General features: G+C 70.4%; 21 protein-coding genes. 12 read left to right on the top strand and 9 right to left on the bottom strand.

The window, feature by feature from the left end:
- Window positions 1-309 precede the first annotated feature (309 nt).
- On the bottom strand, window positions 310-1,134 hold the full coding sequence (locus FHY03_RS03315; RefSeq protein ID WP_183928715.1) for a flagellin: 825 nt from the start codon (window positions 1,132-1,134) through the stop codon (window positions 310-312).
- A 279-nt stretch (window positions 1,135-1,413) separates the two neighbouring features.
- Between FHY03_RS03315 and FHY03_RS03320 the strand changes: the two genes are divergently transcribed.
- The 7 genes from FHY03_RS03320 to FHY03_RS03350 are packed head-to-tail and all read left to right on the top strand — an operon-like array spanning window position 1,414 to window position 8,274.
- The gene (locus tag FHY03_RS03320) at window positions 1,414-2,685 is read left to right on the top strand and encodes a sigma-54-dependent Fis family transcriptional regulator (RefSeq protein WP_183921835.1); all 1,272 of its coding nucleotides are present in this window, start codon (window positions 1,414-1,416) and stop codon (window positions 2,683-2,685) included.
- Window positions 2,682-3,038 carry a flagellar hook-basal body complex protein FliE gene (gene fliE, locus FHY03_RS03325; RefSeq protein ID WP_183921836.1) on the top strand — a complete coding sequence of 119 codons (357 nt, stop codon included), beginning with the start codon at window positions 2,682-2,684 and terminating at the stop codon, window positions 3,036-3,038. The genes FHY03_RS03320 and fliE overlap by 4 nt, the downstream gene beginning before the upstream one ends.
- 1 nt (window position 3,039) lies before the next feature.
- Window positions 3,040-4,782 (top strand): flagellar basal-body MS-ring/collar protein FliF, encoded by a 1,743-nt coding sequence (gene fliF / locus FHY03_RS03330; RefSeq protein ID WP_183928717.1) that lies wholly within the window; start codon window positions 3,040-3,042, stop codon window positions 4,780-4,782.
- Complete coding sequence (fliG, locus tag FHY03_RS03335; RefSeq protein ID WP_311721295.1) at window positions 4,779-5,807, top strand: flagellar motor switch protein FliG; 1,029 nt, start codon at window positions 4,779-4,781, stop codon at window positions 5,805-5,807. The genes fliF and fliG overlap by 4 nt, the downstream gene beginning before the upstream one ends.
- A complete protein-coding gene (locus FHY03_RS03340; protein WP_183928719.1) occupies window positions 5,800-6,546 on the top strand; it encodes a flagellar biosynthesis protein FliH in 747 nt (248 codons plus the stop codon). The genes fliG and FHY03_RS03340 overlap by 8 nt, the downstream gene beginning before the upstream one ends.
- Window positions 6,540-7,871 (top strand): FliI/YscN family ATPase, encoded by a 1,332-nt coding sequence (locus FHY03_RS03345; protein WP_183928721.1) that lies wholly within the window; start codon window positions 6,540-6,542, stop codon window positions 7,869-7,871. The genes FHY03_RS03340 and FHY03_RS03345 overlap by 7 nt, the downstream gene beginning before the upstream one ends.
- Window positions 7,864-8,274 (top strand): hypothetical protein, encoded by a 411-nt coding sequence (locus FHY03_RS03350; protein ID WP_183928723.1) that lies wholly within the window; start codon window positions 7,864-7,866, stop codon window positions 8,272-8,274. The genes FHY03_RS03345 and FHY03_RS03350 overlap by 8 nt, the downstream gene beginning before the upstream one ends.
- Window positions 8,275-8,423: 149 nt before the next feature.
- Here FHY03_RS03350 and FHY03_RS03355 read toward each other — a convergent pair whose 3' ends face one another.
- The 4 genes from FHY03_RS03355 to FHY03_RS03370 form a co-directional block, all read right to left on the bottom strand.
- Window positions 8,424-8,741 carry a hypothetical protein gene (locus tag FHY03_RS03355; protein ID WP_221189956.1) on the bottom strand — a complete coding sequence of 106 codons (318 nt, stop codon included), beginning with the start codon at window positions 8,739-8,741 and terminating at the stop codon, window positions 8,424-8,426.
- Window positions 8,742-8,999: 258 nt separating this feature from the next.
- On the bottom strand, window positions 9,000-9,416 hold the full coding sequence (locus FHY03_RS03360) for a hypothetical protein (RefSeq protein WP_183928725.1): 417 nt from the start codon (window positions 9,414-9,416) through the stop codon (window positions 9,000-9,002).
- Window positions 9,416-10,486: a hypothetical protein gene (locus tag FHY03_RS03365; RefSeq protein WP_183928727.1), complete on the bottom strand. Its 1,071-nt coding sequence runs from the start codon at window positions 10,484-10,486 to the stop codon at window positions 9,416-9,418. Before FHY03_RS03365 ends, FHY03_RS03360 begins: the two co-directional genes overlap by 1 nt.
- A 318-nt stretch (window positions 10,487-10,804) precedes the next feature.
- Window positions 10,805-11,431, bottom strand: coding sequence for a TIGR02281 family clan AA aspartic protease (locus FHY03_RS03370; protein WP_183921843.1), 627 nt, complete (start codon window positions 11,429-11,431; stop codon window positions 10,805-10,807).
- A gap of 254 nt (window positions 11,432-11,685) precedes the next feature.
- On the opposite strand from FHY03_RS03370, the gene thrS reads away from it, so the two are divergent.
- From thrS to FHY03_RS03395, 5 genes are all read left to right on the top strand, one after another.
- A complete protein-coding gene (gene thrS, locus FHY03_RS03375; protein ID WP_183929253.1) occupies window positions 11,686-13,671 on the top strand; it encodes a threonine--tRNA ligase in 1,986 nt (661 codons plus the stop codon).
- A gap of 73 nt (window positions 13,672-13,744) precedes the next feature.
- The gene (locus FHY03_RS03380) at window positions 13,745-14,083 is read left to right on the top strand and encodes a hypothetical protein (protein WP_183928729.1); all 339 of its coding nucleotides are present in this window, start codon (window positions 13,745-13,747) and stop codon (window positions 14,081-14,083) included.
- An 83-nt stretch (window positions 14,084-14,166) separates the two neighbouring features.
- Window positions 14,167-14,700 carry a translation initiation factor IF-3 gene (gene infC / locus FHY03_RS03385; protein WP_183921845.1) on the top strand — a complete coding sequence of 178 codons (534 nt, stop codon included), beginning with the start codon at window positions 14,167-14,169 and terminating at the stop codon, window positions 14,698-14,700.
- Between the two features lie 211 nt (window positions 14,701-14,911).
- Window positions 14,912-17,722: a TonB-dependent receptor gene (locus FHY03_RS03390; protein WP_183928731.1), complete on the top strand. Its 2,811-nt coding sequence runs from the start codon at window positions 14,912-14,914 to the stop codon at window positions 17,720-17,722.
- Window positions 17,723-17,971: 249 nt separating this feature from the next.
- Window positions 17,972-18,160: a hypothetical protein gene (locus FHY03_RS03395; RefSeq protein WP_183921847.1), complete on the top strand. Its 189-nt coding sequence runs from the start codon at window positions 17,972-17,974 to the stop codon at window positions 18,158-18,160.
- Window positions 18,161-18,713: 553 nt separating this feature from the next.
- On the opposite strand, the gene FHY03_RS03400 is transcribed toward FHY03_RS03395, so the two are convergent.
- From FHY03_RS03400 to FHY03_RS03415, 4 genes are all read right to left on the bottom strand, one after another.
- On the bottom strand, window positions 18,714-19,838 hold the full coding sequence (locus FHY03_RS03400; RefSeq protein ID WP_183921848.1) for an OmpA family protein: 1,125 nt from the start codon (window positions 19,836-19,838) through the stop codon (window positions 18,714-18,716).
- A 120-nt stretch (window positions 19,839-19,958) separates the two neighbouring features.
- Window positions 19,959-20,459: a DUF2793 domain-containing protein gene (locus FHY03_RS03405; protein WP_183928733.1), complete on the bottom strand. Its 501-nt coding sequence runs from the start codon at window positions 20,457-20,459 to the stop codon at window positions 19,959-19,961.
- A 166-nt stretch (window positions 20,460-20,625) separates the two neighbouring features.
- Complete coding sequence (locus tag FHY03_RS03410; protein ID WP_183928735.1) at window positions 20,626-22,725, bottom strand: phage tail protein; 2,100 nt, start codon at window positions 22,723-22,725, stop codon at window positions 20,626-20,628.
- Between the two features lie 332 nt (window positions 22,726-23,057).
- Window positions 23,058-23,585 carry a C40 family peptidase gene (locus tag FHY03_RS03415; RefSeq protein ID WP_260158630.1) on the bottom strand — a complete coding sequence of 176 codons (528 nt, stop codon included), beginning with the start codon at window positions 23,583-23,585 and terminating at the stop codon, window positions 23,058-23,060.
- Between the last annotated feature and the right edge of the window lie 70 nt (window positions 23,586-23,655).

Consider the following 23,655-nt stretch of genomic DNA (forward strand, 5'->3'; position numbering starts at 1 on the left):
CGAGGCGGTACCCATAAATCCTCCCCGGCACGGGGAGGGGGACCGCTCGCCGGAGGCGAGTGGTGGAGGGGGTTCTCCGCACACGCACCGGCCCGTATGCGGAAGCTCCCCTCCACCACCGCGCTGCGCGCGGCGGTCCCCCTCCCCGCCATGCGGGGAGGATCTACCTTTCCGCTTAGCTCGCGACCGAGTTCAAAACGCGAAACCCCCGCCAGCATCGCTGACGGGGGTTCCGTATCTCCACTCATCTCACTCCGGCGCCGGCCCCGCCTTGTTCGGGGGCGAGGGGCCGGCGGCGGGCGTCGGCGATTAGCCGAGCAGCTTCATCACGCCCTGCTGCGACTGGTTGGCCTGCGCCAGCATCGCGGTGGAGGCCTGGTTGAGGATCTGCGACTTGGCGAGCGCGGTGGTCTCGGTCGAGAAGTCGGCGTCCTCGATGCGGCTGCGCGCGTCGGTGAGGTTGGTGACGTTCGCCGTCGCGTTGTTCACCGCCGACTCGAGCCGGTTCTGCGCCGAACCCAGCGAGGCGCGCGCACCCGACACCTCGGCGATCGCCGCATCATAGTCGTCGAGCGAGGCGCTGGTGGAGGCGTCGGCGAACGTCTTGGTGGTGACGATGTTCAGCTTGGACGCGGCGTCGCCGAAGTTGACCGACTGCAGCTTCACGGTGTCGCCGCTGTTCGCGCCGGTCTGAATGTCGAAGCCGGTCGCTGCCGCCGCGTCGAACAGCTTCTTGCCGTTGAACGCCGTGGTGGTGACGATCGAGCTGATCTGCGCCTTCAGCGCCGACTGCTCCGAGCGGATCGAGTCGGTGTCGGTCGACGAATAGGTGCCGTTGGCGGCCTGGACGGTCAGCTCGCGCATGCGCTGCAGCATGTTCGAGACCTCGCCCAGCGCGCCTTCCGCGGTCTGCGCCATCGAGATGCCGTCGTTCGAGTTGCGGATGCCCTGGCTCATGCCGCGGATCTGCGACGTCATCGAGTTGCTGATCGCCAGACCGGCGGCGTCGTCCTTCGCCGAGTTGATGCGCTTGCCGGTCGACAGGCGCTCCATCGAGACCGACAGGGCCTTGTTGGCGCTGTTCGAGGCGGTGGTGGCGCGCAGCGCCGAGGTGTTCGAGTTGATCACGGTCATGGCAAAATCTCCGTCTGCTCGGCCCGTCCCGCCGCCCCCGAATGAGCAGGTGGCCGCGCCGTCACCGCCTCAAACGACCGTGCCCGACGGAGCTTTAGCGAAATTCTTTGACCCGCACCGGCGAGGCCCCGACCCTGCCCCGAGCCCCTCCCCTACGTACGCGCGCGCGTGACGCGGACGCTCGCGCCCCCGGAAAAAACCTGCCGGTCGCCGGCAATTATACTCCGCGTTAACCACTGGCGGCGCATTCAAGCCTTCGAGATTCGAGGGATATTTCCGATGCGTTCGATCATGCCGTCAGCCAGTGTGGAGCGCGAGCACCTGACGCTCGTGTCCTCGCTGCGCGCGCAGGGCTTCGCCATCCAGCCCGCCGCCGCCCGGCCGCAGGCGGGGGTGAGCTACCTCGTCGCCGCCGGCGAGCCGATCCCGGCGCCGGCGCGCACGCTGATCGTCGGCAGCGGCCAGCGCGAGGTGCTCCCGTTCCGCGACGGTCAGCCCGCGCGCATCGCCTACGGCCACGAGGACGCCACCGTCGGCAACGCCTTCGCCCGCGCGCTGATCGGCGGCCCCGAGCTGCCGACCGCCGCCGACCCCGAGTCGCTCGCGCTGCTGGCGCTGGCCGAGCGCGTCGCCCAGGCCGACATCACCGTGCTGATCAACGGCCCGACCGGGACCGGCAAGGAAGTGCTGGCGCGCACCATCCACCTCCAGTCGGAGCGGCGCGACGGCCCGTTCATCGCGATCAACTGCGCCGCGCTTCCCGAGACCATGCTCGAGGCGATGCTGTTCGGCCACCAGAAGGGCAGCTTCACCGGCGCCTCCTCGGGCGGCGACGGCTTCTTCCGCGCCGCCAACGGCGGGACTTTGCTGCTCGACGAGGTCGCCGAGATGCCGCTCAACCTCCAGGCCAAGCTGCTGCGCGTGCTGCAGGAGCGCGAGGTGGTGCCGATCGGCGCGACCATGCCGCAGCCGGTCGACGTGCGCGTCATCGCCTGCGCCAACCGCGACCTCCAGGAGGAGGTGGCGGCGGGCCGCTTCCGCGCCGACCTCTACTACCGCCTGTCGGTCTTCCCGCTCACCACCAAGGCGCTGGCCGAGCGCGCGCAGGACATCCCCGCGCTCGCCGCGACGATGATCCTGCGCCACGCCGGCAACCGTCCGGTGGTGCCGTGGCCGAGCGACGAGGCGATCGCGACGCTGGTCGCGCACGACTGGCCCGGCAACGTCCGCGAGCTCGAGAACGTGATCCAGCGCGCGCTGCTGTTCTGCGGCGGCGACACGATCGAGGCGGCGCACATCGTGTTCGACCGCCCGAGCGCGCCGCGCCTCGCGCCCGTCGCGCAGCCGGTCGACGACGCCACGCTGGGCCAGGTGGTCCAGCTCTCCGAGTTCGCCGCGATCCGCGAGACGCTGGCGGCGTGCGGCGGCAGCCGGATCGAGACCGCCAAGCGGCTCGGCATCTCCGAGCGGACGTTGCGCTACCGTCTCGCCAAGGCGCGCGAGCAGGGTGACGATCTCGCGTCCGGCACGCAGCGGGCGATCTCGGCATGAGCGCGGTGGGAGGCGTCGGCGGCATCGACCGCGTCATGGCGCTGCGCGCGCAGATCCTCGAGCGCAACGCCGCGCTGAGCCGCGCCGGTGCCGCCGCCCCGGCCGCCGCGCCGCAGAGCGCCTCGGCCAACGCGACCAGCTTCGCCGACACGATGCAGACCGCGCTCGCCAAGGTGAACGACGGCCAGCAGAAGGCCTCGGCGCTGAGCGAGTCCTACGAGCGCGGCGAGACCGTCGACATCGCCAAGGTCATGCTGGCGCGCCAGGAGGCCTCGGTCGGCTTCGAGGCGACGCTGCAGGTCCGCAACAAGATCCTGTCCGCCTACAAGGACATCATGAGCATGCCGGTCTGATATGAGCAACGCTCTCACCCCCTCGCCGCAGAACCCCGCCGCGATCACGCTGGTGCCGGAGAAGTTCGCCAACCCGCTGCGCCAGATCCAGGGCGTGTTCGCGCAGCCCGCGGTGCGCCGCGCCGGCCCGATGGCGCTGATGGTCGGTCTGATCGGCGCCGCCGGCCTGGCCTGGTCGGCGCTGTCGACCCCGCCGCAGAAGGTGCTGTTCTCCGGTCTGCCCGACTCGGACAAGGCCGCGGTGACCAGCGCGCTCAGCGCCGCCAACATCACCAGCCACGTCGATTCCTCGTCGGACGCGCTGACCGTCAACGAGGAGGATTTCAGCAAGGCGCGGATGCTGCTCGCCGGCCAAGGCCTGCCCAAGGCGGCGCCGGGCGGCTACGCGATCCTCGACCAGCTGCCGATGGGCGTCAGCCGCGCGGTCGAGGGCGAGCGGCTGCGCCAGGCGCGCGAGACCGAGCTCGCCCGCTCGATCCAGGAGATCGACTCGGTCGCCGAGGCGCGTGTCCACCTCGCCATGCCCGAGGCCAGCGTGTTCGTGCGCGACAATGCCGCGCCCTCCGCCTCGGTGGTGCTCAAGCTACAGGGCGGGCGCTCGCTGAGCGACGCGCAGGTCAGCTCGATCGTCAACCTGGTCGCCTCGTCGGTGCCGGGGATGAAGCCCGATTCGGTCACCGTGGTCGACCAGCTCGGCGGCCTGCTCACCAAGTCGGGCGACGGTGCCGACGCCGCCAACGACAAGCGCATCGAGTTCCAGCGCCGCGTCGAGGACAAGTATCGCCAGCAGCTGATCCAGCTGCTCACCCCGCTGGTCGGTGCGGGGAATTTCACCGCCGAGGTGCAGGCCGACGTCAACCTCGACGAGACCAGCGCGACGCGCGAGAGCTATGACAAGGACGGCCGCCTGCGCGCCGAGACCGGCAACTGGACCGGCAACATGGCGAGCGGCCAGGCGCCCGCGGGCATCCCCGGCGCGCTGAGCAACACGCCGCCGCCGGCCTCGCAGCTGTCGACGCCGCAGCCCGCCACCGGCGCGCCCGGCACCCCGCAGCCACAGCCCGTGGCCGGCGGGCCCGCGCCCGACCCGGCCAAGCAGACCGACTCGTTCCAGCGCGCCTATGACCTCAACAAGGAGGTCTCGGTCACCCGCGCGGCGCCGGGCAACATCAAGCGCCTGTCGGTCGCGGTGCTGCTGCGCGACCCGGAGAAGGGCAAGCGCAACGCGATGGAGATCAACCAGATCAACGATCTGGTAAAGAGCGCGGTGGGCTTCGACCAGACCCGCAACGACAATGTCACGGTGATCAGCCGCAAGTTCGCCGACGCCACCGACGCGAACGACGCGCCCAAGTGGTACGACAATGCCTGGCTGCCGGTGCTGGCGCGCAACGTCACCGCGCTGATCATCGCGCTGCTGGTGCTGCTGCTCGGCGTGCGCCCGATCGCCAAGGCGCTGATGAAGAAGCGCGAGGACGCCAGCCCCGCGGCGCTCGCGGCGCAGGCCTCCACCTCGGGTGCCCCGCTGCTCGGCGAGGACGGCCAGCCGCTGGTCGGCGCCGACGGGCAGCCGCTGATGGGCGAGGCCGGCATCGCGGTGGCGCCGCCGGTCAGCCTCGACCAGATCGAGACCAGCCGCAGCTACGAGGAGCGGATCGGCGCGGTGCGCGGCTTCACCCGCGACAATCCCGCGCGCGCGGCGCTGGCGGTGCGTGACATGATCACCGCCGAGGCCAAGTCGTGAGCGCGGTCGCCGCTGCCCCGCGCACCTTCACCGGCGTCGAGCGCGCCGCGGTGCTGATGATGCTCGTCGGGGAGGAGGAAGCCGCCGCGATCCTCCAGAAGCTCGATCCCGAGGAAGTCCGCAAATTGGGCAGCGCGATGTTCGCGGTGGCCGACGTCAGCGAGCAGGAGGTGGAGCTGGTGCTCGACGATTTCGTCGGGCGCGCGCGCGAGCGCACCGGCATCACCTTCAACCCCGGTCCCAAGGTGGAGGCCGTGATGACCCGCGCGCTCGGCCGCGAGAAGGCCGAGAGCGTGCTGGCGCAGATCACCCCGCCCGAGGCGGTGTGCGAGATCGACCTGCTCGACTGGCTCGACGCCAGCGAGATCGCGACGATGCTCGACAAGGAACACCCGCAGATCGCCGCGGTGCTGATCGCCAACCTCGACCCCGCGGTCGGCGGCCAGGTGCTCGAGCTGCTGCCCGAGGCGGTCCAGCCCGACATCCTCCACCGCATCGCCAAGCTCGGCCCGATCACGCCCGAGGCGGTCGAGACGCTGCGCACGCTGATCGCGTCGCGCAGCGGCGGCGGCGGCAGCGGCGGCGGCCCGGTCGGCGGGCTCCAGCTCGGCGGCGCGCGCGAGGCGGCCAAGATCCTGCAGGGCGCGCGCAAGGCGACCGAGCAGCGCGTCATGCCCAAGCTGCTCAAGATGGACCGCGACATCGCGCGCCAGATCGAGGAGGCGATGTTCGTCTTCGACAATCTGCTGGAGCTCGACGACAAGTCGCTGGGCACGCTGATCCGCAACGTCGACGGCGACACGCTGACGCGCGCGCTCAAGGGCGTGGACGAGGCGGCGCGCAACCGCATCCTCGGCTGCATGTCGGCGCGCGCCGCCGACGGCATCCGCGACGACATGGAGGCGCGCGGCCCGATGAAGCTGAGCGAGGTGCTCGAGGCGCAGAAGGTGATCATCCAGATCGCGCGCAACCTCGCCAAGGACGGTACGATCAACATGGGGGCAGGTGACGACGATTATGTCTGAGGCGACGTTCGTCATCGGGCTGCCGGCACGTGCCGACGCGGCCGCCACCACGCGCGCGCGCGCGCAGTCCGAGTCCACCGGCGGCTTCACCCCCGCCGACCTGATCGCGCGGATCGAGCAGGCGTTCGGCGCGCGCCCGCCCGAGACGGCCGCAACCGCCGAGCAGCCGCGCCATTTCGCGCCGGCCGATCCGGCGAGCGACCCGACCGCGGGCTGGGACATGCTCGACCCCGCGGGGCAGCCGCTGCCCTGCCTCGAGCAGGTCGAGGCCGCGCGCTCGGAGGGTTATGAGGAGGGCTTCGCCGCCGCTACCCACGCCGCGCAGGCCGAGGCGGCGCGCGACCGCGCCTTGCTCGACGGCGTCGCCGCGCAGCTGCGCGGCGGCGGCGCGATCGACCGCGCCGCACTGGCCGAGACGCTGCGCCGTACCGTGCTGACGCTCGTCACCGCGGTGGTGGGCGAGACCGGCGTCTCCGGCCCGCTGCTCGCCGCGCGCGTCGAGGCCGCGGTCGACCTGCTCGCCGACGCGAGCGAGTCGGCGATGCTGCGGGTCAACCCGGAGGACGTCGCGCTGCTCGCCGGGTTGCTGCCCGACACGATCTTCCCGGTCGGCGACGCCGCGGTGGCGCGCGGCAGCTTCGTCATGGAAGCGGCCTCGACGATCGTCGAGGACGGCCCCGCGCTGTGGATGGAGCAGCTGACGGCGGCGATCGAGCGCGCGGCGGTGCCCGCGTGCTGAACCGCTTCGCCGACGATTACCTCGCCACGCTGGCCGAGGCCGCGCCGCGCTTCGCCGCCAAGGTCTCGGGGCGGCTGTCGTCCTACGACGGGCTGCTGATGGAGGCGGTGGGGCTGTCGCTGCCGGTCGGCACCGTGTGCCGCATCGGCGCCGCGGGCACCGCGCAGGTCGAGGCCGAGGTGATCGGCTTCCGCAACGGCCGCACGCTGATGATGAACCTGGGCGGCCCCGCCGCGCTGCTGCCCAACGCGCCGGTGCGCCCGCTCGGCCCGCCGGGCGAGGCCGAGGTCGGCGCAGCGCTGCTGGGGCGCGTGGTCGACGGCTCGGGCGTCCCGATCGACGGGCTCGGCCCGATCCGCGGCGCCGGACGCTGGCCGCTCGCGGGGCACATGCAGTCGCCGCTCGACCGCGGTCGCGTGCTCGCCCCGCTCGACGTCGGCGTGCGCGCGATCAACGGGCTGCTCACCGTCGGCCAGGGCCAGCGCGTCGGCATCATGGCGGGCTCGGGCGTCGGCAAGTCGGTGCTGCTCGGCATGATGGTGCGCGCGGCGCAGGCCGACGTGATCGTGATCGGGCTGATCGGCGAGCGCTCGCGCGAGGTCGCCGATTTCCTCGAGACCAAGGTGGCGGGCGAGGCGCGGCAGCGCGCGGTGGTCGTGGCGGTGCCCGCCAACCACTCGCCGGTGCTGCGCATCCGCGGCGCGCTGCGCGCCACCGCGATCGCCGAAGCCTTTCGCGCCGAGGGCAAGAAGGTGCTGCTGATCATCGACTCGCTCACCCGCGTGGCGCACGCCGGGCGCGAGATCGGGCTGGCGCTGGGCGAGCCCGCCTCGGCGCGCGGCTATCCGCCCTCCGCCATCGCGATGCTGCCCAACCTGCTGGAGCGTGCCGGCTCGGACGTGAACACCGGCGGCTCGATCACCGGCATCTACACCGTGCTGGCCGACGGCGACGACGGCAACGATCCCGTGGTCGACTCGGCGCGCTCGATCCTCGACGGGCATATCGTGCTGAGCCGCGCGATGGCGGAGCGCGCGGTCTATCCCGCGATCGACGTCTCCAAGTCGATCAGCCGCGTGATGAACGACATCGTGCCCGCCGAGCACCAGCAGGCCGCGCGCGCGCTGCGCCGCCATCTCGCCACCTACGAGGAGAACCGCGACCTGGTGCTGATGGGCGCCTATCGCTCGGGCAGCGACGCCGCGATCGACAATGCCATCGCCTATTACCCCGCGATCACCGAGTTCATCCGCCAGGAGACGTCGCAGGTGGTGCCGCTGGCGGACGCCGCGGCCGAGCTGGTCGGCGTGTTCGGCGATGGCTGACGCCGCGCGGCTCAAGCGGCTGCACCGCGTGCGCACGCTCCAGCTCGGGCTGGCGCGCGCCGACGAGGCGCGCGCGCGGGCGCAGCTGACGAGCGAGACTCAGCTGGCGCACCGCATCGGCCAGCTGGTCGACGCGGTGGCGCCGGTGCCGACCGCGGCGACCGGCGCGGTCAACCTCGCCGCCGCGGCGCATTTCCGCGAGCGGCTGCAGCGCTCGGCCGAGGCGGCGGTGAACCGCGTCCGCATGGCCGAGCAGCACGCCGAGCGCAGCGGCGAGGTCACCCGATCGGCCAGGCGCGACCAGAATGCGGTGGAGAAGCTGATCGACCGCCGGCGCGCCGAGGACGTGCGCGCCGAGATGAAGGCGCTGGAGGACGCGCCCGCGCCGGTGCCGCGGCGGTAGGGGGCGGCAAAGGGCGGCGTAGTGCCTCCTGTTCCCCGGCGCAGGCCGGGACCCAGGTGGGGAGGTGCCTGTGGAAGGCACCGCGGGCCGTCCAACTCGCCCCTCCTCCAGCTACCGGTTCCCGACCGATCGCCGGCGCTCGTCGCGCGTCAGTCGCCGCTCACCTCGCCCAGGTCATCCTTCAGCTTCGCCCTGACCCGTCGGCGCCGAGCGTCCCTGATCAGGTCGCTGATCTCGTCGAGCAGCACGATCCCCTCTTCGGCTTGCCCCGTCTTCATATCGGGATCGGCTTCGAACAGCGCCTTGGCCCGCGCGGACATGTCGATCGCCTTGGCGTAATTGTCCTCGCCCCGCTTCTCTCGCACGAGCTCCAGGCCATTGTTCAACTCATAGAAGTCCGCCTCGAGGAACGTTTCCGGAAAGTAGCCGGTTTTCTTTTTGAACTTTCTGGAGACGTGCAATACCATCGCCCCGAGCTGGTCGTAAATCTCACCAAGCGTTTCTGGATATATGGCCTCGGCTTAGTGATAGAACTGCTAAAGAAGTAATCTTCTTCCTCCGCGTCGTTCATTCTGCAGCTTCCCTCCGGGAGGCATTACCCCTCCTGCGTTGCCCTGACAATCGCGACTGCAAATGGCAAACCCCCGTAGCGCGAGATCTTTAAACCTGCCGGTCGGACGTGCCGTCCATTCGGCATCCCGCCAGCCGCTCGCCACAGCAGACCGTCAGTCGCCGGTCACCTCGCCGTCATCGTCCTTGAGACCGCTCTCGTAGCGGTGGCGTCGCACCGCGTTGATCAGCTGATCGATCTCGTCGAGCAGCCGATTGCCTTCCCTCGTCTTCTCGCTGCCAATATCTGGTGCTTGTAAAAACAACGCCTTCGCGCGGCCTGACAGCTCGATTGCCTTGCCGTGAACATCCTCCCCGAGCTTCTCGCGCATACGGTCTAGGCCACTATTAAGCTCGAAAAAGTTCGACTCGAGGCTCGTGTCTGGAAAATACCCGGTCGTGTCTTTGAAGTGAGGCGATTTGAGCATCATCGATCCAAGCTGATCCTCGATCTCGCTCAGCGCTTGCGGCACATAAGGCTGAGGATTGGTAATAGAGCTTCTATAAACAATATTCTCTTCTTCCTCGATCATCACTTTGCCCTCCTTATGATGTAACTACCGCCTTCCTGCTGAGGCCTGACGATGACAACCGCAGAAGGCCTCGACCTACCCTCAAAGAATTGACGCACCTGACTGTCACTCATCCTTTTTTCTGACAGCGAAACATCAAAAAATACATCACCGATGCGAAGATCAGGAATACGAAAGCCCGATCCTTCGCTTAGATACTCTCTTCTGTTTACGGCGATCTGCGCACCTCCGGACGTTACCACTCCAGCGGCGTTGAACCGTCGTCTTAAGCCCCTACGGACTTCTTGATCGATAAAATTGCCTAAGGCCTCCCGCTCGTGAAGCCGGACCGGCAGAGCAGAAGCCGCAAGTCTCGCACTACCGTCGACATAGGCGTCATCAGCGATCTGCTGCATTGTTCGGACAGCCTCGACTCGCAACGGCCCAAGATCACCTTTGACACGCATCATAACAACAGCCCGATTGAAGCGAAGGTCATCGATGAGGCGTCGCTGACCCGCCTCGGTGGACGGGAACTGGAACGATTGGTAAACGAAGTTCGGATCCAGCGCCTTAATGTCCGCGAGAATCTTGTCCGCCTGCGCGCGCATGAGGGCGGTACGGATCTCTGCGCCAGGGCCTGTTATGTTCAGGAAGCCGTCCAACGGCGCCAGCAAGGCACCGGCCGGCGTGTCACGCAGGATCGGCAGCTCATCCAGCGTCATCGGATCCTCGAAGGCGCGGATGTTGCCGCCGCGCGTCTCGGGCGGCTCCGGCGCGCCGATCGGGATCAGCGTCGGCCCCGGCTCACCCGGCCGGTAGACGCCGTCCGAGCGGACGACGCCGCCGCCCTCTCCCGCGCCGCCGCCGCCCTCACCTACTCGTTCCGACGGTCCGTCGCGCGCCGCCGCCTCGCCGCCCGGCCCGGACGTGAAGCGACCGTCGCGCGGGTCGTGCCAGGGGTTGAACTTCAGCTCGACGCCGTCGTCGCGGTGGGTCGGGATCCGCCCCGTCCGTATCCAGATCGAGAATAAGCGCCGTCGTTCAGCGGGGCTCACCCCCGCCGGTATCCATGCCCGCTCCATGTTCATCGTGCCGCCCCGCTCTGCTGACGCGGCGAGAACATCTGAGCAACATTCTCCAACAAGGCAATCGACGATGACGCGCGATCGCCGCGGTGGGTCAGCGTGGGGAAGGGGACGGCGCGAGCCTAGGCGGTCGGTGTGTCGAGGGGCGGTTTCCCCCACACCGTCGCCCCGGCGGAGGCCGGGGCTCAGATGGGTAGGCCGTCGTGGGACTTACTGACGTCCCCCAACTGGACCCCGGCTTCCGCCGGGGTGACGGTCAGTGTTGGGCGACAGGGACCATTCTCACCGTCGAATCACCGCCCGCCTCCGCCTCCGCCCCCCCTACGCCTCCTGAGGGTGGTGCGGCGTGAGGATCAGCGTGCGTCCCTCGACCCGCCACGCGCTCAGCCGCGACAGGAAGTTCATCCCCACCACGTCGACGTCGCCGAAGGCGGGCGACACCACCACCGCGAGGTCGCGCGCTACCACGTTGCCGAAGCGCAGCTCGGCGAGCGCCCCCGTGTCGGCGCGGATCGTGCCGTTGGCGGTCTTGAGCAGCAGCGGGAAGGTCGCCGGCCGCACCTCCACCCCCGCCGCCGCCGCGGTAGCGGGCGACAGCGCGGTGATCGTTGCGCCGCTGTCGACCAGCAGCCGCCGCTCCACCGTCGCCCCCGGCGGGCCGAGCCGCGCGCGCACGTAGAAATGACCGTCGGGGCTCATCTTGACCCGCGTCTCGCTGCCCGAGACCTGCTGGCTCTCGACGTCGAGCGCGGCGGCGACGCGGCCGAGCCAGGGGTCGAAGCGCTCGCGCTCCACCATCACCGTATAGAGCAGCACCGCCAGCCCGCCCCACACCGCCAGGCTCACCAAGGTGCGCAGCAGCGGCACGCGCCGCGCCACGATCGCCGCCACCAGCAGGGCGCCGAGCAGCAGGTAGAAATGCGGGTTGGCCGAGACGTCCACGGGCATCCACAGGATATAGGGACGCGCCCGCCGCGGATAAGCCCAAGCTGGCGCCGCGCCGCGCGCGCCGCTATATCGGCGCCATCATGCGCACGGCCCGGCTCACTACTAGCATCCCGGCGCGGCCCACGGCCGGCGCGCGCGTCACCCGCTGACGCGCCCCGCCGCCCGCGCCACGCCGGGCAGGCTCCCCCTTTTCGTCGCTCCACGCGCGCCTTAGGGCGTGCCCCACGGTTCTCGCAGGAAGATACTCCATGGACATGCTCTCGATCACGCTGCCCGACGGTTCGGTCCGCGAGGTGGAGCCGGGCACCACGCCCGCGGCGATCGCCGCCGCGATCGGGCCCGGGCTGGCCAAGGCCGCGATCGCGGCGCGAGTCGACGGCGAGCTGCGCGACCTCTCGCGCCCGCTGACGCAGGATTCAACGCTGGCGCTGGTGACGCAGCGCGACGAGGCCGAGGCGCTCGAGCTGGCGCGGCACGATCTGGCGCACGTGCTCGCCGAGGCGGTGCAGCATCTCTTCCCGGGCACGCAGATCACCTTCGGCCCCGCCACCGACGACGGCTTCTACTACGACTTCGCGCCGAAGGAGCGCCCGTTCACCGACGAGGACCTGCCCGCGATCGAGGAGGAGATGCGCCGCATCATCGCGCGCAACGAGCCGTTCACGCGCGAGGTATGGACGCGCGAGCAGCTGATCGAGACGTGGCAGCGGCAGGGCGAGACCTTCAAGGCCGAATGGGCCGCCGAGCTGCCCGATCACGAGGAGCTGACGATCTATCGCCAGGGCCAGTGGCTCGACATGTGCCGCGGCCCGCACATGCCCACGACCGGGCGGCTCGACCCGCAGGCGTTCAAGCTGACGCGCGTCTCGGGCGCATATTGGCGCGGCGACCAGAAGAACGCGATGCTCAGCCGCATCTACGGCACCGGCTGGCTCAACAAGAAGCAGCTCGACGCGCACCTCCACATGCTGGAGGAGGCGGCCAAGCGCGACCATCGCCGCATCGGCCAGGACATGGACCTGTTCCACCTCCAGGCCGAGGCGCAGGGTTCGGTGTTCTGGCACCCCAAGGGCTTCGTGCTGTGGCGCCAGCTCGAGGCCTATATGCGCCGCCGTCTCGACGCCGCCGATTACGCCGAGGTGAAGACGCCGCAGCTGATGGACTCGCGCCAGTGGGAGCAGTCGGGCCACTGGGGCAAGTATCGCGAGAACATGTTCGTCGTCCCCGACGAGATCCCCAACGTTGAGGAAGAGGGGCCGGTGCTGTCGGGCGAGGGCGACCTGATGGCGCTCAAGCCGATGAACTGCCCGGCGCACGTGCTGATCTTCAAGCAGGGCATCAAGAGCTACCGCGACCTGCCGATCCGCATGGCCGAGTTCGGCTGCTGCCACCGCAACGAGCCGCACGGCGCGCTCCACGGCATCATGCGCGTGCGCCAGTTCACCCAGGACGACGCGCATATCTTCGTGCGCGAGGACCAGCTGGTCGAGGAAGTGCGCAAGTTCTGCGAGCTGCTCGACAGCGTCTACCGCGACCTCGGCTTCGAGGATTATGCGGTGAAGCTGGCGCTGCGCCCCGACAAGCGCTTCGGCGACGACGCGATGTGGGACACGTCCGAGCAGGAGCTGCGCGACGCGGTGCATGCCTCGGGGCTGTCGGACGCGATCAAGGCGAGGTTCGAGGAGCTGCCCGGCGAGGGCGCCTTCTACGCCCCCAAGCTCGAGTTCCACCTCACCGACGCGATCGGGCGGACGTGGCAGGTCGGCACGATCCAGTCGGACCGCGTGCTGCCCGAGCGGCTGGACGCCAGCTACGTCGGCGAGGACGGCCAGCGCCACCGCCCGGTGATGCTCCACCGCGCGATCCTCGGCACGTTCGAGCGCTTCATCGGCATCCTGATCGAGCACCACGCCGGGCGCTTCCCGCTGTGGCTGGCACCGGTGCAGGCGGTGGTGGCGACGATCGTCTCCGACGCGGACGATTACGCCGCCGAGGTGGCGGCGGCGCTGCGCGCGGCCGGGATCCGGGTGGAGACCGACACGCGCAACGAGAAGATCAACTACAAGGTGCGCGAGCATTCGGTGGCGAAGGTGCCGGTGCTGCTGGTGGTCGGCAAGCGCGAGGCGGAGGAGCGCAAGGTCGCGCTGCGCCGGCTCGGCAGCCAGGCGCAGGAGGCGCTGACGCTCGAGGAGGCGGTGGCGATGCTGCGCGGGGAGGCGACTCCGCCCGACCTGCGCTGAGGCGGGCGGGCACGGGCTGACCCGTGTGGGGGTGTTGGTTGGAGCAGCCGTTCCGATCTTGGGAGAAACGTCGATGCGCTCCGCCCTTCTGCTCCTCCTGCCACTCCTCCTCGCCGCTCCCGCCGCGGCGCAGCGTCCCGGACCGATCGCGCCGAAGCCACGCCCCGACTCGGGCGTGGCGCCCGATCTCTCCACCACGCGCGACAGCATCACGCGCGAGCGGCGCGCCGGTCGCCTGTCCCGCGGGGATGCCCGCCGCGCCGAGGCCGAGGTGGACGTCAACGCCGCGATCGGCGCGCGCTACGCCGCCGGCGGGGGCCTGTCCGACTCGGCGCGCGCCGAGATCGACAACCGCGATCGCGCCACGCGCAGCCTGCTCGACGCCCCCGCGCACCGCCAGCCGCCGCGATGACTCGCCGCCCCTTCTAAAAGCGCGCATTCTCCCTTATATTGGCCGGCAGAACAGCCAACGGAGATTTACCTATACCTCCCCCCATGATGCGCCGGCCGATGCAGGCGCCTCCGATGAACGGGCCCCGCTTCAACGAGTGGATCCAGAGCCCCAAGGTCCGCGTGATCGACCACGAGGGCGAGAACCTCGGCGTGATGTACACGCGCGAGGCGATGGAGCAGGCGCGCGAGGTCGGGCTCGATCTCGTCGAGGTGTCGCCCAACGCTGATCCGCCCGTCGCCAAGTTCCTCGACGTCGGCAAGTTCAAGTACGAGGCGCAGAAAAAGGCGAACCTCGCACGCAAGTCGCAGAAGACGCAGGAGATCAAAGAGATCAAGATGCGTCCCAACATCGACGATCACGATTACGACACCAAGATGAAGAAGGTGGCGGAGTTCATCGGCGAGGGCGACAAGGTCAAGGTCACGATGCGCTTCCGCGGCCGCGAGCTGAGCCACGGCCAGCTCGGCATGAACGTGCTCCAGCGCGTCGCCGAGCAGGTCGCCGAGGTCGCTAAGGTCGAGGCCTATCCGCGCATGGAAGGCCGGCAGATGCTGATGGTGCTCGCGCCCAAGTGAGCCGATCGGGCCGCGGCCACGCGCCGCGGCCCGCCTGCATTCCGTAGCGTCGCGCCGCCGCGGCGTTGCGCGCGCTCCACACCCGATATTGAAAATCACCACGCCGGGCACGAAAGCGCTAGACGAACCTTAGGCGTGCGCTAATCTCTCCCCAATACCGAACCTTCGAAAACGAGGGTCGGGATAACAGGACCTTGGGAGAGGGACCGCCATGCGACTGAGCAACATCCTCTTGTCGTCGGCCGCGATGATCGTCGCGGCGCCCGCGCTGGCACAGCAGGCCAGCCCGGTGACCAGCAATGCCGCCGTCGACGGGCAGAGCGACACCGCATCGAACCAGGCCGGCGACACGCGCGAGCTCAACGCCAACGACATCGTCGTCACCGCCACCCGCCGCTCCGAGCGGCTCGCCGACGTGCCGATCTCGATCAACGCGGTGAGCCAGCAGGCACTGCAGAATTCGGGCGCGACCGATATCCGTCAGATGGCGCAGCTCGCCCCCTCGCTCAACGTCTCCTCCACCGGATCGGAGGCCAACGCCTCGGCGCGCGTCCGCGGCGTCGGCACGGTCGGCGACAACCCCGGGCTGGAGAGCTCGGTGGCGGTGTTCATCGACGGCGTCTACCGCAGCCGCACCGGCTCGGGCCTCAACGACCTCGGCGAGGTCGACCGGATCGAGGTGCTGCGCGGGCCGCAGGGCACGCTGTCGGGGCGCAACTCCTCGGCGGGCGCGATCAACATCTACACCAAGGCGCCGTCGTTCGACTTCGGCGGCTATGCCGAGGGCACCTACGGCAATTACGACTTCTGGCGCGCGGCAGGGGCGCTGACCGGCCCGATCATCAAGGACGTGCTCGCCTTTCGCGTCGACGGCGTGTGGCAGAAGCGCGACGGCTTCTACCAGGACGTCGCCAACGACACCGATTTCAACAACCGTGACCGCTATTTCGTCCGCGGCCAACTGCTGCTCGAGCCCTCGTCCAATTTCTCGCTGCGGCTAATCGGCGACTACACCCGCCGCGACGAGAAATGCTGCGGCGCGGTCTATGTCGACACGCGCGAGAAGATCGACCCCACGCCCGGCACCCCCGGCGACTATGCCATCAACCCGGCCGGTAACCGTATCGTCAGCGTGATGACCTCGCTCGCCGCGCTGCGCGGTTATCCCGCGGGCTCGGTCTTCCCGAGCGGGAGCGACCCGTACAGCCGCCGCATCGCCAACACGCCGGGGCGCGCCTATTCGAACGTGACCAAGGACTATGGCGGCTCGGGCCAGATCGACTGGAACCTGGGCGGCGCCTCGCTCACCTCGATCACCGCCTATCGCGAGTACAAGTCGGACGGCGCGAGCGACATCGACTATAACGTGCTCGACATCGGCTATCGTCCGAACGACGGCAACAACTACCGCCAGTTCCACACCTTCACCCAAGAGTTGCGGCTCAACGGCGAGGCCTTCGGCGACCGGCTCAACTGGTTGATCGGCGGCTTCTACAGCAAGGAAGACCTGCAGGTCGTCGACAACCTCAAGTTCGGCCGCGACTATGGTGCCTTCGCGGCGTGCCGCATCGTTGCCACGATCAACCCCAATGCCGCGCTGCGCAACCCCGCCAATCCCGGCTGCCTCAGCGCCGCCGGCACCGCGATCCTCTCGGGGCAGGTGCCCGGGACGACCCCGGCGTTCGGCGCCGCGACGCCGCTGCTGCTCGCCAACATCCGCCTGCTGGGCACGCTCAACGACCTCGGCACCACGCGCGACGTCTACAACCAGGACAGCCAGAGCTTCGCGCTGTTCACGCATAACATCTTCAAGCTGAGCGACACGCTCTCGCTCACCGGCGGCCTGCGCTGGACGCACGAGCGCAAGAAGTTCGATGCCAGCTTCGGCAACAACAACACCGTCTGCCCGCAGATCCAGACCCTGCTCGGCGCCGGCCCCGCGGGCAACCTCTTCAACAACGCGCAACTCGCCGCGCTCACCCGCGGCATCGCCACGCTCGCCTGCACCGGCAACAGCTCGGCCGCGCTCAACGGCCGCCAGATCGCGGACGATTTCAGCGAGAGCCAGTTCACCGGCACCGCGGTGCTGAGCTGGAAACCGAGCGACCGGCTGATGACCTATGCCAGCTACTCGCGCGGCTACAAGGCGGGCGGCTACAACCTCGACCGCTCCGACCTGGGCGACGCCTATAATCCCGCGACGATCGCCAATATCGACGCGGGGCGGCTGCGCTTCGATCCGGAGACGGTCAACGCCTATGAGGTCGGCTTTAAATATTCGAGCCGCACCTTCACCTTCAATGCCGCGGCGTTCCGCTCGGAGTTCAAGAACTTCCAGCTCAACACCTTCAACGGCACCAACTATGTCGTCGAGAATATCGGCTCCTGCTCGGAAAGCCTGAACGGTGCCGACCGCGACTCCAGCGCGACGACCGGCGTCTGCACCGGCGACGTCAAGTACGGCGTGCGCAGCCAGGGCGTCGAGCTGGAGGCCGGGATCTATCCGGTCGAGCATCTCGCCTTCGCGATGGGCTATACGCTGGCCGAGACCAAATATCGCCGCAATCTGGTCGGCTCGGACGCGGGCGCGGCGCTCGACCCGGCGTTGTTCCTGCTCTCGGGCGCACAGATCTCGAACGCACCGCGGAACGTGATCACGACGTCGCTGAGCTGGACGCCGCCGATCGGTGACAGTGGGATGAGCGCGTTGTTCTACGTCGATCAGCGCACGTCGTCGGACTATAACACTGGCTCGGATCTGTTCGCCGAGAAGATCCAGGACGGCTTCACCTTGGTCAACGCGCGCGTCGGGCTGCGCGGGCGCGACGAGCGCTGGGCGGTCGAGGTCTGGGCACAGAACCTGCTCAACACCGATTATCAGCAGGTGGCGTTCAACACGCCGTTCCAGGGCGCGGGCAGCCTCGAGCAGGTGCGCAGCTTCGGCGGCGTCGGCAATCAACTGTTCTCGTCGTTCCTGGCCGAGCCGCGCACCTATGGCGTGACTCTGCGCACCCGCTTCTGATCCATGCTCGACTTGGCGCCACCGCCCCGCGCGGTGGCGTCCGCGGCTCGATCCGTCGCTCGACTCGCTCGTCCCACGGCGTTCTTGTCGAATCTATTAACCTTATCTTCGTCGAATTGGGTTAATGATCTGCCGCGAACATCGGCGAATCGGTTCTGACTAGGGGCTTCTTGCGATAGAATAAATCAGCAAGATCGCCCGAGCGCCCGTGGGGGTGAAATGATGAACGTGGACGTTCTCGGCCAATCCATGGCCGAGCAGCTCGAACAGATCCTCTGGACCGCGCGCAGCGCGGGCAGCAGCCTCATCGTCTCGCGGAGCCAGCACCCCGACACGATCGGAATGATGATGCGCGAGGGGCTCGTGCGCGAACGTCTCGGCCATCTCGTGCTCACCCCCAAGGGCCACGCCCGCCGCCGCAAGTGCGCGCCTTATTGAGGAGAGACATCGCGGCTGACGTGTCTGGCGGCAGCGGCGCTCCTCGTCGGCGCTGCAGACTGACACCTTCGCTCGGCGACATCATCGCGAGGGAACTCGACCTGCGCGCCGCGTCAGTGTGTTCCGGCGAATGCCGGCACCCCGGACCAAGCAGAGCAATGCTGGATCAGGCGCGACATCCTCGGCCTCTGCGTGCGCAGGAGTACAGAACAGCGATAGCGGGATACCGCGTGGCCCTTACCAGCAGGAGCGACCCACGCGCCTCTGCGGTCGTTTCGTTCGAGCATCACGCTCGACGGCGCCGGGAATCCGCCTGTCGCGCCTGACCGCCCGAGGACTGGTGGTATCCGGTAGCCGCGACGCTCGCCACGTGGAGGGCGACGGCTCGTTGCGCGCAAGGGCCTGCTCAAGGGACCATGTCGCCGGTCCTCTTCACCGCAACGACCGGTCGGAACAACAGGACGTAGCGGACTGGCGCCTAGCCCTGATCTTAACGAAAAAGGGAGGCCGGCTCGCGCCGACCTCCCCATCTCGTTCGCCGTAGCGATCGACCTTACTGGCCCGCACCCGGACCGTAGGTGATCTCCACGCGGCGGTTCTGCACCTCGCGGACACCGTCGGCGGTGTCGACGCGCGGGCGGCTCTCGCCGAACGCCTCGGTGCTGATCACGTTCTCCGGGATCGCCTTCGAGGTCAGGTACGCCTTGACCGAGTCCGCGCGGCGCTGCGACAGCCCCACGTTGTACTTGGCCGAACCCGAACGGTCGGCGTGACCCGCCAGCATGACCTGCGCGTTCTGGCAGTTCTGATACTGGGTGACGGCGTTGTCGAGGATCGACGCGGCCTCCGGGGTGATGTCCGACTTGTCCCACTCGAAGAACACGATGAACGGACCCGGCGAGCAGACCACCTCAGGCGGCGGCGGCGGCGGCGGGGGCGGAGGCGGCGGCGGCGGCGGCGGCGGCGGCGGCGGCGGAGCAGCCTCCTCCGGTGCGCCGAAGTTGTAGGTCACGCCGCCGAGCAGGCTGTGCGACCGGAAGCGACCGTCGTACGAGCTGCCGCGCGCGTCGAACAGCTCGACGTTGTCCGCGTTGAAGAAGCGATACTTCAGCGAGACGTCGAGGTGATCGCTGAGCGGCGCGCGGATACCCGCGAGCGCCTGCCAGGCGAACACCGTGTCCGAGTCGTCGAGCAGCGTGTACGAGTTGCTCGGGTTCAGGCGCGCCTGGACCCGCGCCACGCCGGCGCCGCCGCCGACGAAGCCCTGCAGGCCGTCGTCCTCACCGAAGTCGAGCAGACCGTTGACCATGAAGCTCAGCGCCGAGGTGCGGCCGCCGACATTGTCATAGGTGCCCGCCGGCAGCTGCGCGGTGCCGCTGATCGGCACGCCAGCGGTGGTCCGGAAGCTGTCGACCGACGCGCGACGGTAGCCGACCTCGGTCTCGAGGCGGAACGCGCCGAAGTCATAACCGATGATCCCGTCGACGTCCCAGCCGTACTTGGAATCCGTCGTACCGGTGCCGGTCAGCGAGGTGGTCGAGCCAGCGATATCCCAATCGATATCCTCGACGATCATCGCGCCGCCTTCCACGCCTACGTACCACGCCTTGTCGCGCGCGAGCGCGGGCGTGGCGAGGGCGGTGGAGGCAAGCGCCATGATCATGGCAAGCTTACGCATCATAATCCCCTTTCCATGGTGTCACTACGGACAGCGCAAACTCACTATCGGCTAGTTGGTTTCCGAACAAGCTGACAAATCCCGAGTGCTGTTGCGCGATTACAACACCACCGCCGATGCTCACGACGCGATAAGTCCGTGTGCACGCAGTGCTGCCAGGATGTTGGCGAGACAGGCGCGCGCCACTTGGTCGCCCTCGCCTTGCCCCGGATCGGCGATCGCGGCCGCGCGCGCGCCGACCACCTGCTGCCCGTCGACCAGCACGCGCGCGGCGCGCATGACGCCGCTCTCCCACCCCGCGGCGGTGTAGGCGAGGACGCACTGGCGCGCTCGGTCCCAGGCGCGCAGCCCCTCGCGCGGCGCGACGAACTGCCAGCCCGCGCCGGTCCATCCGGTGAACGCGCCCGCCTGCCCCGCCCAGGCGCCGCGCGGCGCGGCGCCGACGATCCAGCACTGCCCCGGCAGCGGCGCCTCGGGTGGCGCGTCGACGCCGCTCGCCTCCACCGCGCAGCACAGCGCGAGGTCGATCAGCGCGAGCGCCTCGTTGTGCGTCTCCTCCTTGTGCGCCTGGCCGCTCACCAGCAGCGGCAGCGCCAGCCGCGCGGTCGTGTCGTCGCTCATCGAACGTCTCCTGCTTGCCTTGTGGTGGCCGAGCGGTGCTGACGCGAAGCCGGGACGAGCCGGCGCCCGCGCTCCAGCGCCGTCGCATCGAGGCCGTGAGGGGCGCCAGCCGACGGGCCGCGCGCACCCCCGCTGCGCCGCCGCCGCCCTGCGCGATCACACCTTCTTACCCTCTCAGCACCAGCTCCGCCGCGCGCGAGAGCGCCAGCGTGCCCTGTTGCCGAACCGCCACGCGGCGCACGCCGTGCCCCGCCGGCAGCAGCAGCGCCGGCGCCGCCACCGTGACTCGGCGCACGTCGTCGAGCGTCACGACATACAGCTCGCGCTCCTCCCCGAGCGGCACCGGGGCCTCGTCCCAGCGCCAGCCATATCGGCTGCGGCGCACCCAGCGCAGCAGCGTCGCCCCGTCCGCCGTGGCGCGCGCGCGCAGGTGCACCGGCGCGGGCGGTGCCAGCGCGCTGCCGTCGAGCACGCGCTCGGCGCCCACCGGCGCGGCGTCGCCCGCCCACGCGGCGAGCAGGCGCAGCGTGTCGCCCGCGCGCGCGCCCGGCGGCGCCACAACGACGCTGCTCGCGCGCTCCACCAGCACGAAGCGCGCGCCCGCGGGCCAGGCCGCCGCCGCGGTGCCGCGGCGCGCGCGCAGCAGCGTGGCGAGGCGCCAGCGCCGCGGCGCGAGCTGGCGCGCGTCGGCGAACTGCACCAGCTCGTCGCCGACCAGGGCGAGGTTGGCACCGCGGTCGAGCGCGCGCGGGCCGCACGATTCCAGCGCCATGTCGTCATGCGCGAGCAGCAGCTCGATCGTGTTGGCGCGGTCCACCAGCGTCCCCGGCGCGTGCGCGAGCGGCGACGCCAGCGCGCCGATCACCGCCGCCGGCGCGGTGTCGCCCGCCGCGCTCCAGCTCGCCCCGGCGTCGTCGCTCACCAGCAGCGCGGCGCGGCGCCAGCCCGGCGCGGTGCCCGCGGTGAACACCGTCACGCCTTCTACCGCGGGCGCGGTGTCGTCGAGCGGCGGCAGCTCGGCGAGCTCGAGCAGGGTCGCGCCGACCGCGACGTCGGGCGCGCACCGCGCCGCTCCCGCGTCGGCCGGCGCCGCCTCGATGGGCGCATCGTCGAGCGCGGCGAGCTCGAGCGTCACCGCGTGCTGCTCGTAGCGCGCGCGCGTCACCCGCCACACCGCCGCCTCGCCGTCGATCCGCACCGCGACGCCGGGCCGCGCCGCCAGCGCGCGCGCGTCGAGCGTCACCGTGCACGACACGCGCGCGCGCTCGGCGCGACGCAGCGTGTCGCGCGCCAGCGCGGCGGCGCGCGCGGCGGAGACCGTCGCGGGCAGCTCCACCGTCTCCTCGCGCCAGCCCGCGCCGCCGCGCCGCGCGTGCTGGGCGCCGACCTGATAGTCGCGCGCGGCGTCGTAATACGCCACCGTCACGGCGCGCGGCGCGGTCTCGACCGGGCGGCGCAGCGTCGCGCGCGCGATCGGGTCGTCGAGGGCGAGCGTCGCGTCGCAGCGGTCGGCGAGCGCGACCCCGCCGGGCACCGCGACGAACCAGCCGCCGGTGAGGCTCGCCAGCGGCGCCAGCGCGCCCGCGACGCTATCGCCGCTGGCGGCATAGCCGTCGACGGTGGCGTCGGGGCCGGGGCCGACGATGGCGCCAGCCCCGATCGCGCGCGCGACGTCGCCGACGCGCACCGGCGCCGCGTCGGCGACCACCTCGAATGACAGCATCGGTACGCGCCCGCCGAAGTCGGCGAGCTGAAGCTGCTCGAACACCGCATAGGCGATGCCGCGGAACGCGGGCGCGTCGGGCGCGTGCGCGGCGATCAGCGGGTCGGGCAGCTGGTCCTCGGTACCATGGTAGAGGCGGAAGTCGGTAGCGCTCTTCCAGTCGCCCGCGGCACCGCGCAGCAGCTGGCCGTCGGCCCAGATGCGCCGCACGTCGACGATCGCGCGCGCCGACAGCGCCACCGCGAAGGACGCGGTGTAGCCCGCGCCCCCGCCGCGCCCGCTCTTGCCGTGCGCGGCGTGAGCGGCGGGGGCGGGTTCGGTCGACCACAGCAGGGTGCCGCCCACCCGGGTCACGCCGAACAGCAGCGGCAGCGGCGTGGCGTAGGCGGCGCTCTGCACGCGCGGCTCGGCCAGCCGCGGCCCGGCGCGGTGGCGCGGCGCGAACAGCACACGGTCGAGCTGGTGCCCGAGCAGCCCGCCGATCGCGCCGCCGATCGGCCCGCCGACCGCGCGGCCGAGCGTGGAGAGGACGAGCGTGGCCATGCGGGTGCGTCTCCATGGTGATGCGGTTGGCGCGCGACGTTGGGGGCGCCTCGTGCCCCGGCGAAGGCCGGGGCCCAGCTGGGAAGGCCGGCGTGAGGTTCGCGGACGTTACCCAGCTGGACCGCGGCGTCCGCCGGGGTGGTCGCTCACGGGACCGGAACCGCGCGACCTCGCTCGCCGGGCGGATCCCGGACGAAGCGCCGCTCCCGGCGCTCTGTCCCGGCGGACAGCGGGTGGGTCGATGGCGGCGGAACGCCTCGGCCTGCCAGCATCGTCCCCCACCTGAGCCCCGGCCTTTGCCGGGGAACCCTGTCGCGTGCGACCAGCCCCGCTCACCCGCGCCAGCGCCACGCCGCCACCAGCGGCCACGGCGCCTCGCCCGGGCGCTCCACCACGCGGCCGGCGACGTTGTCGGCGTGGAGGAGGCCGCGCTCGGCTCGCAGCGCGAGGTGGAGCTGCGCCGGCGAGACGCGCAGCAGCAGCACGTCGCCCGGCCGCGCGCCGTCGCACGCGACCAGCCCGGGCGGCAGCGCGAGCGGCGGCAGCGTGCCGCGGCGCAGGCGATAGTCGCGCGGCAGCGTCACCTCGGCCCCGGCGCGCGCGAGCGCCACCGCGACCAGCCCGACGCAGTCGAGCCCGAGCGCCGGGTCACGCCCCTGCGCGCGGAAGCGCACGCCGATCAGCGAGCGCGCGGCGGCGAGGACGCAAGATCCTCCCCGCGAGCGGGGAGGTGGCAGCGCGAAGCGCTGACGGAGGGGGGCTTCCGCAAGCGGGCCGGCGCGAGTGCGGAAGCCCCCCTCCGCGACTGCGCTGCGCGCGGCGGTTCCCAGCATCGGGTTGACCATGTCCTGCATGGTCAAGGATCGTCCGGCGGACGACTCGACCCGACGCTCCGTGCCGGGGAGGATTGAGGAGGTCTCGATCCCGCGA

It is taken from the genome of Sphingomonas sp. BK345, assembly GCF_014193845.1.
Taxonomy (GTDB): Bacteria; Pseudomonadota; Alphaproteobacteria; order Sphingomonadales; family Sphingomonadaceae; genus Sphingomonas.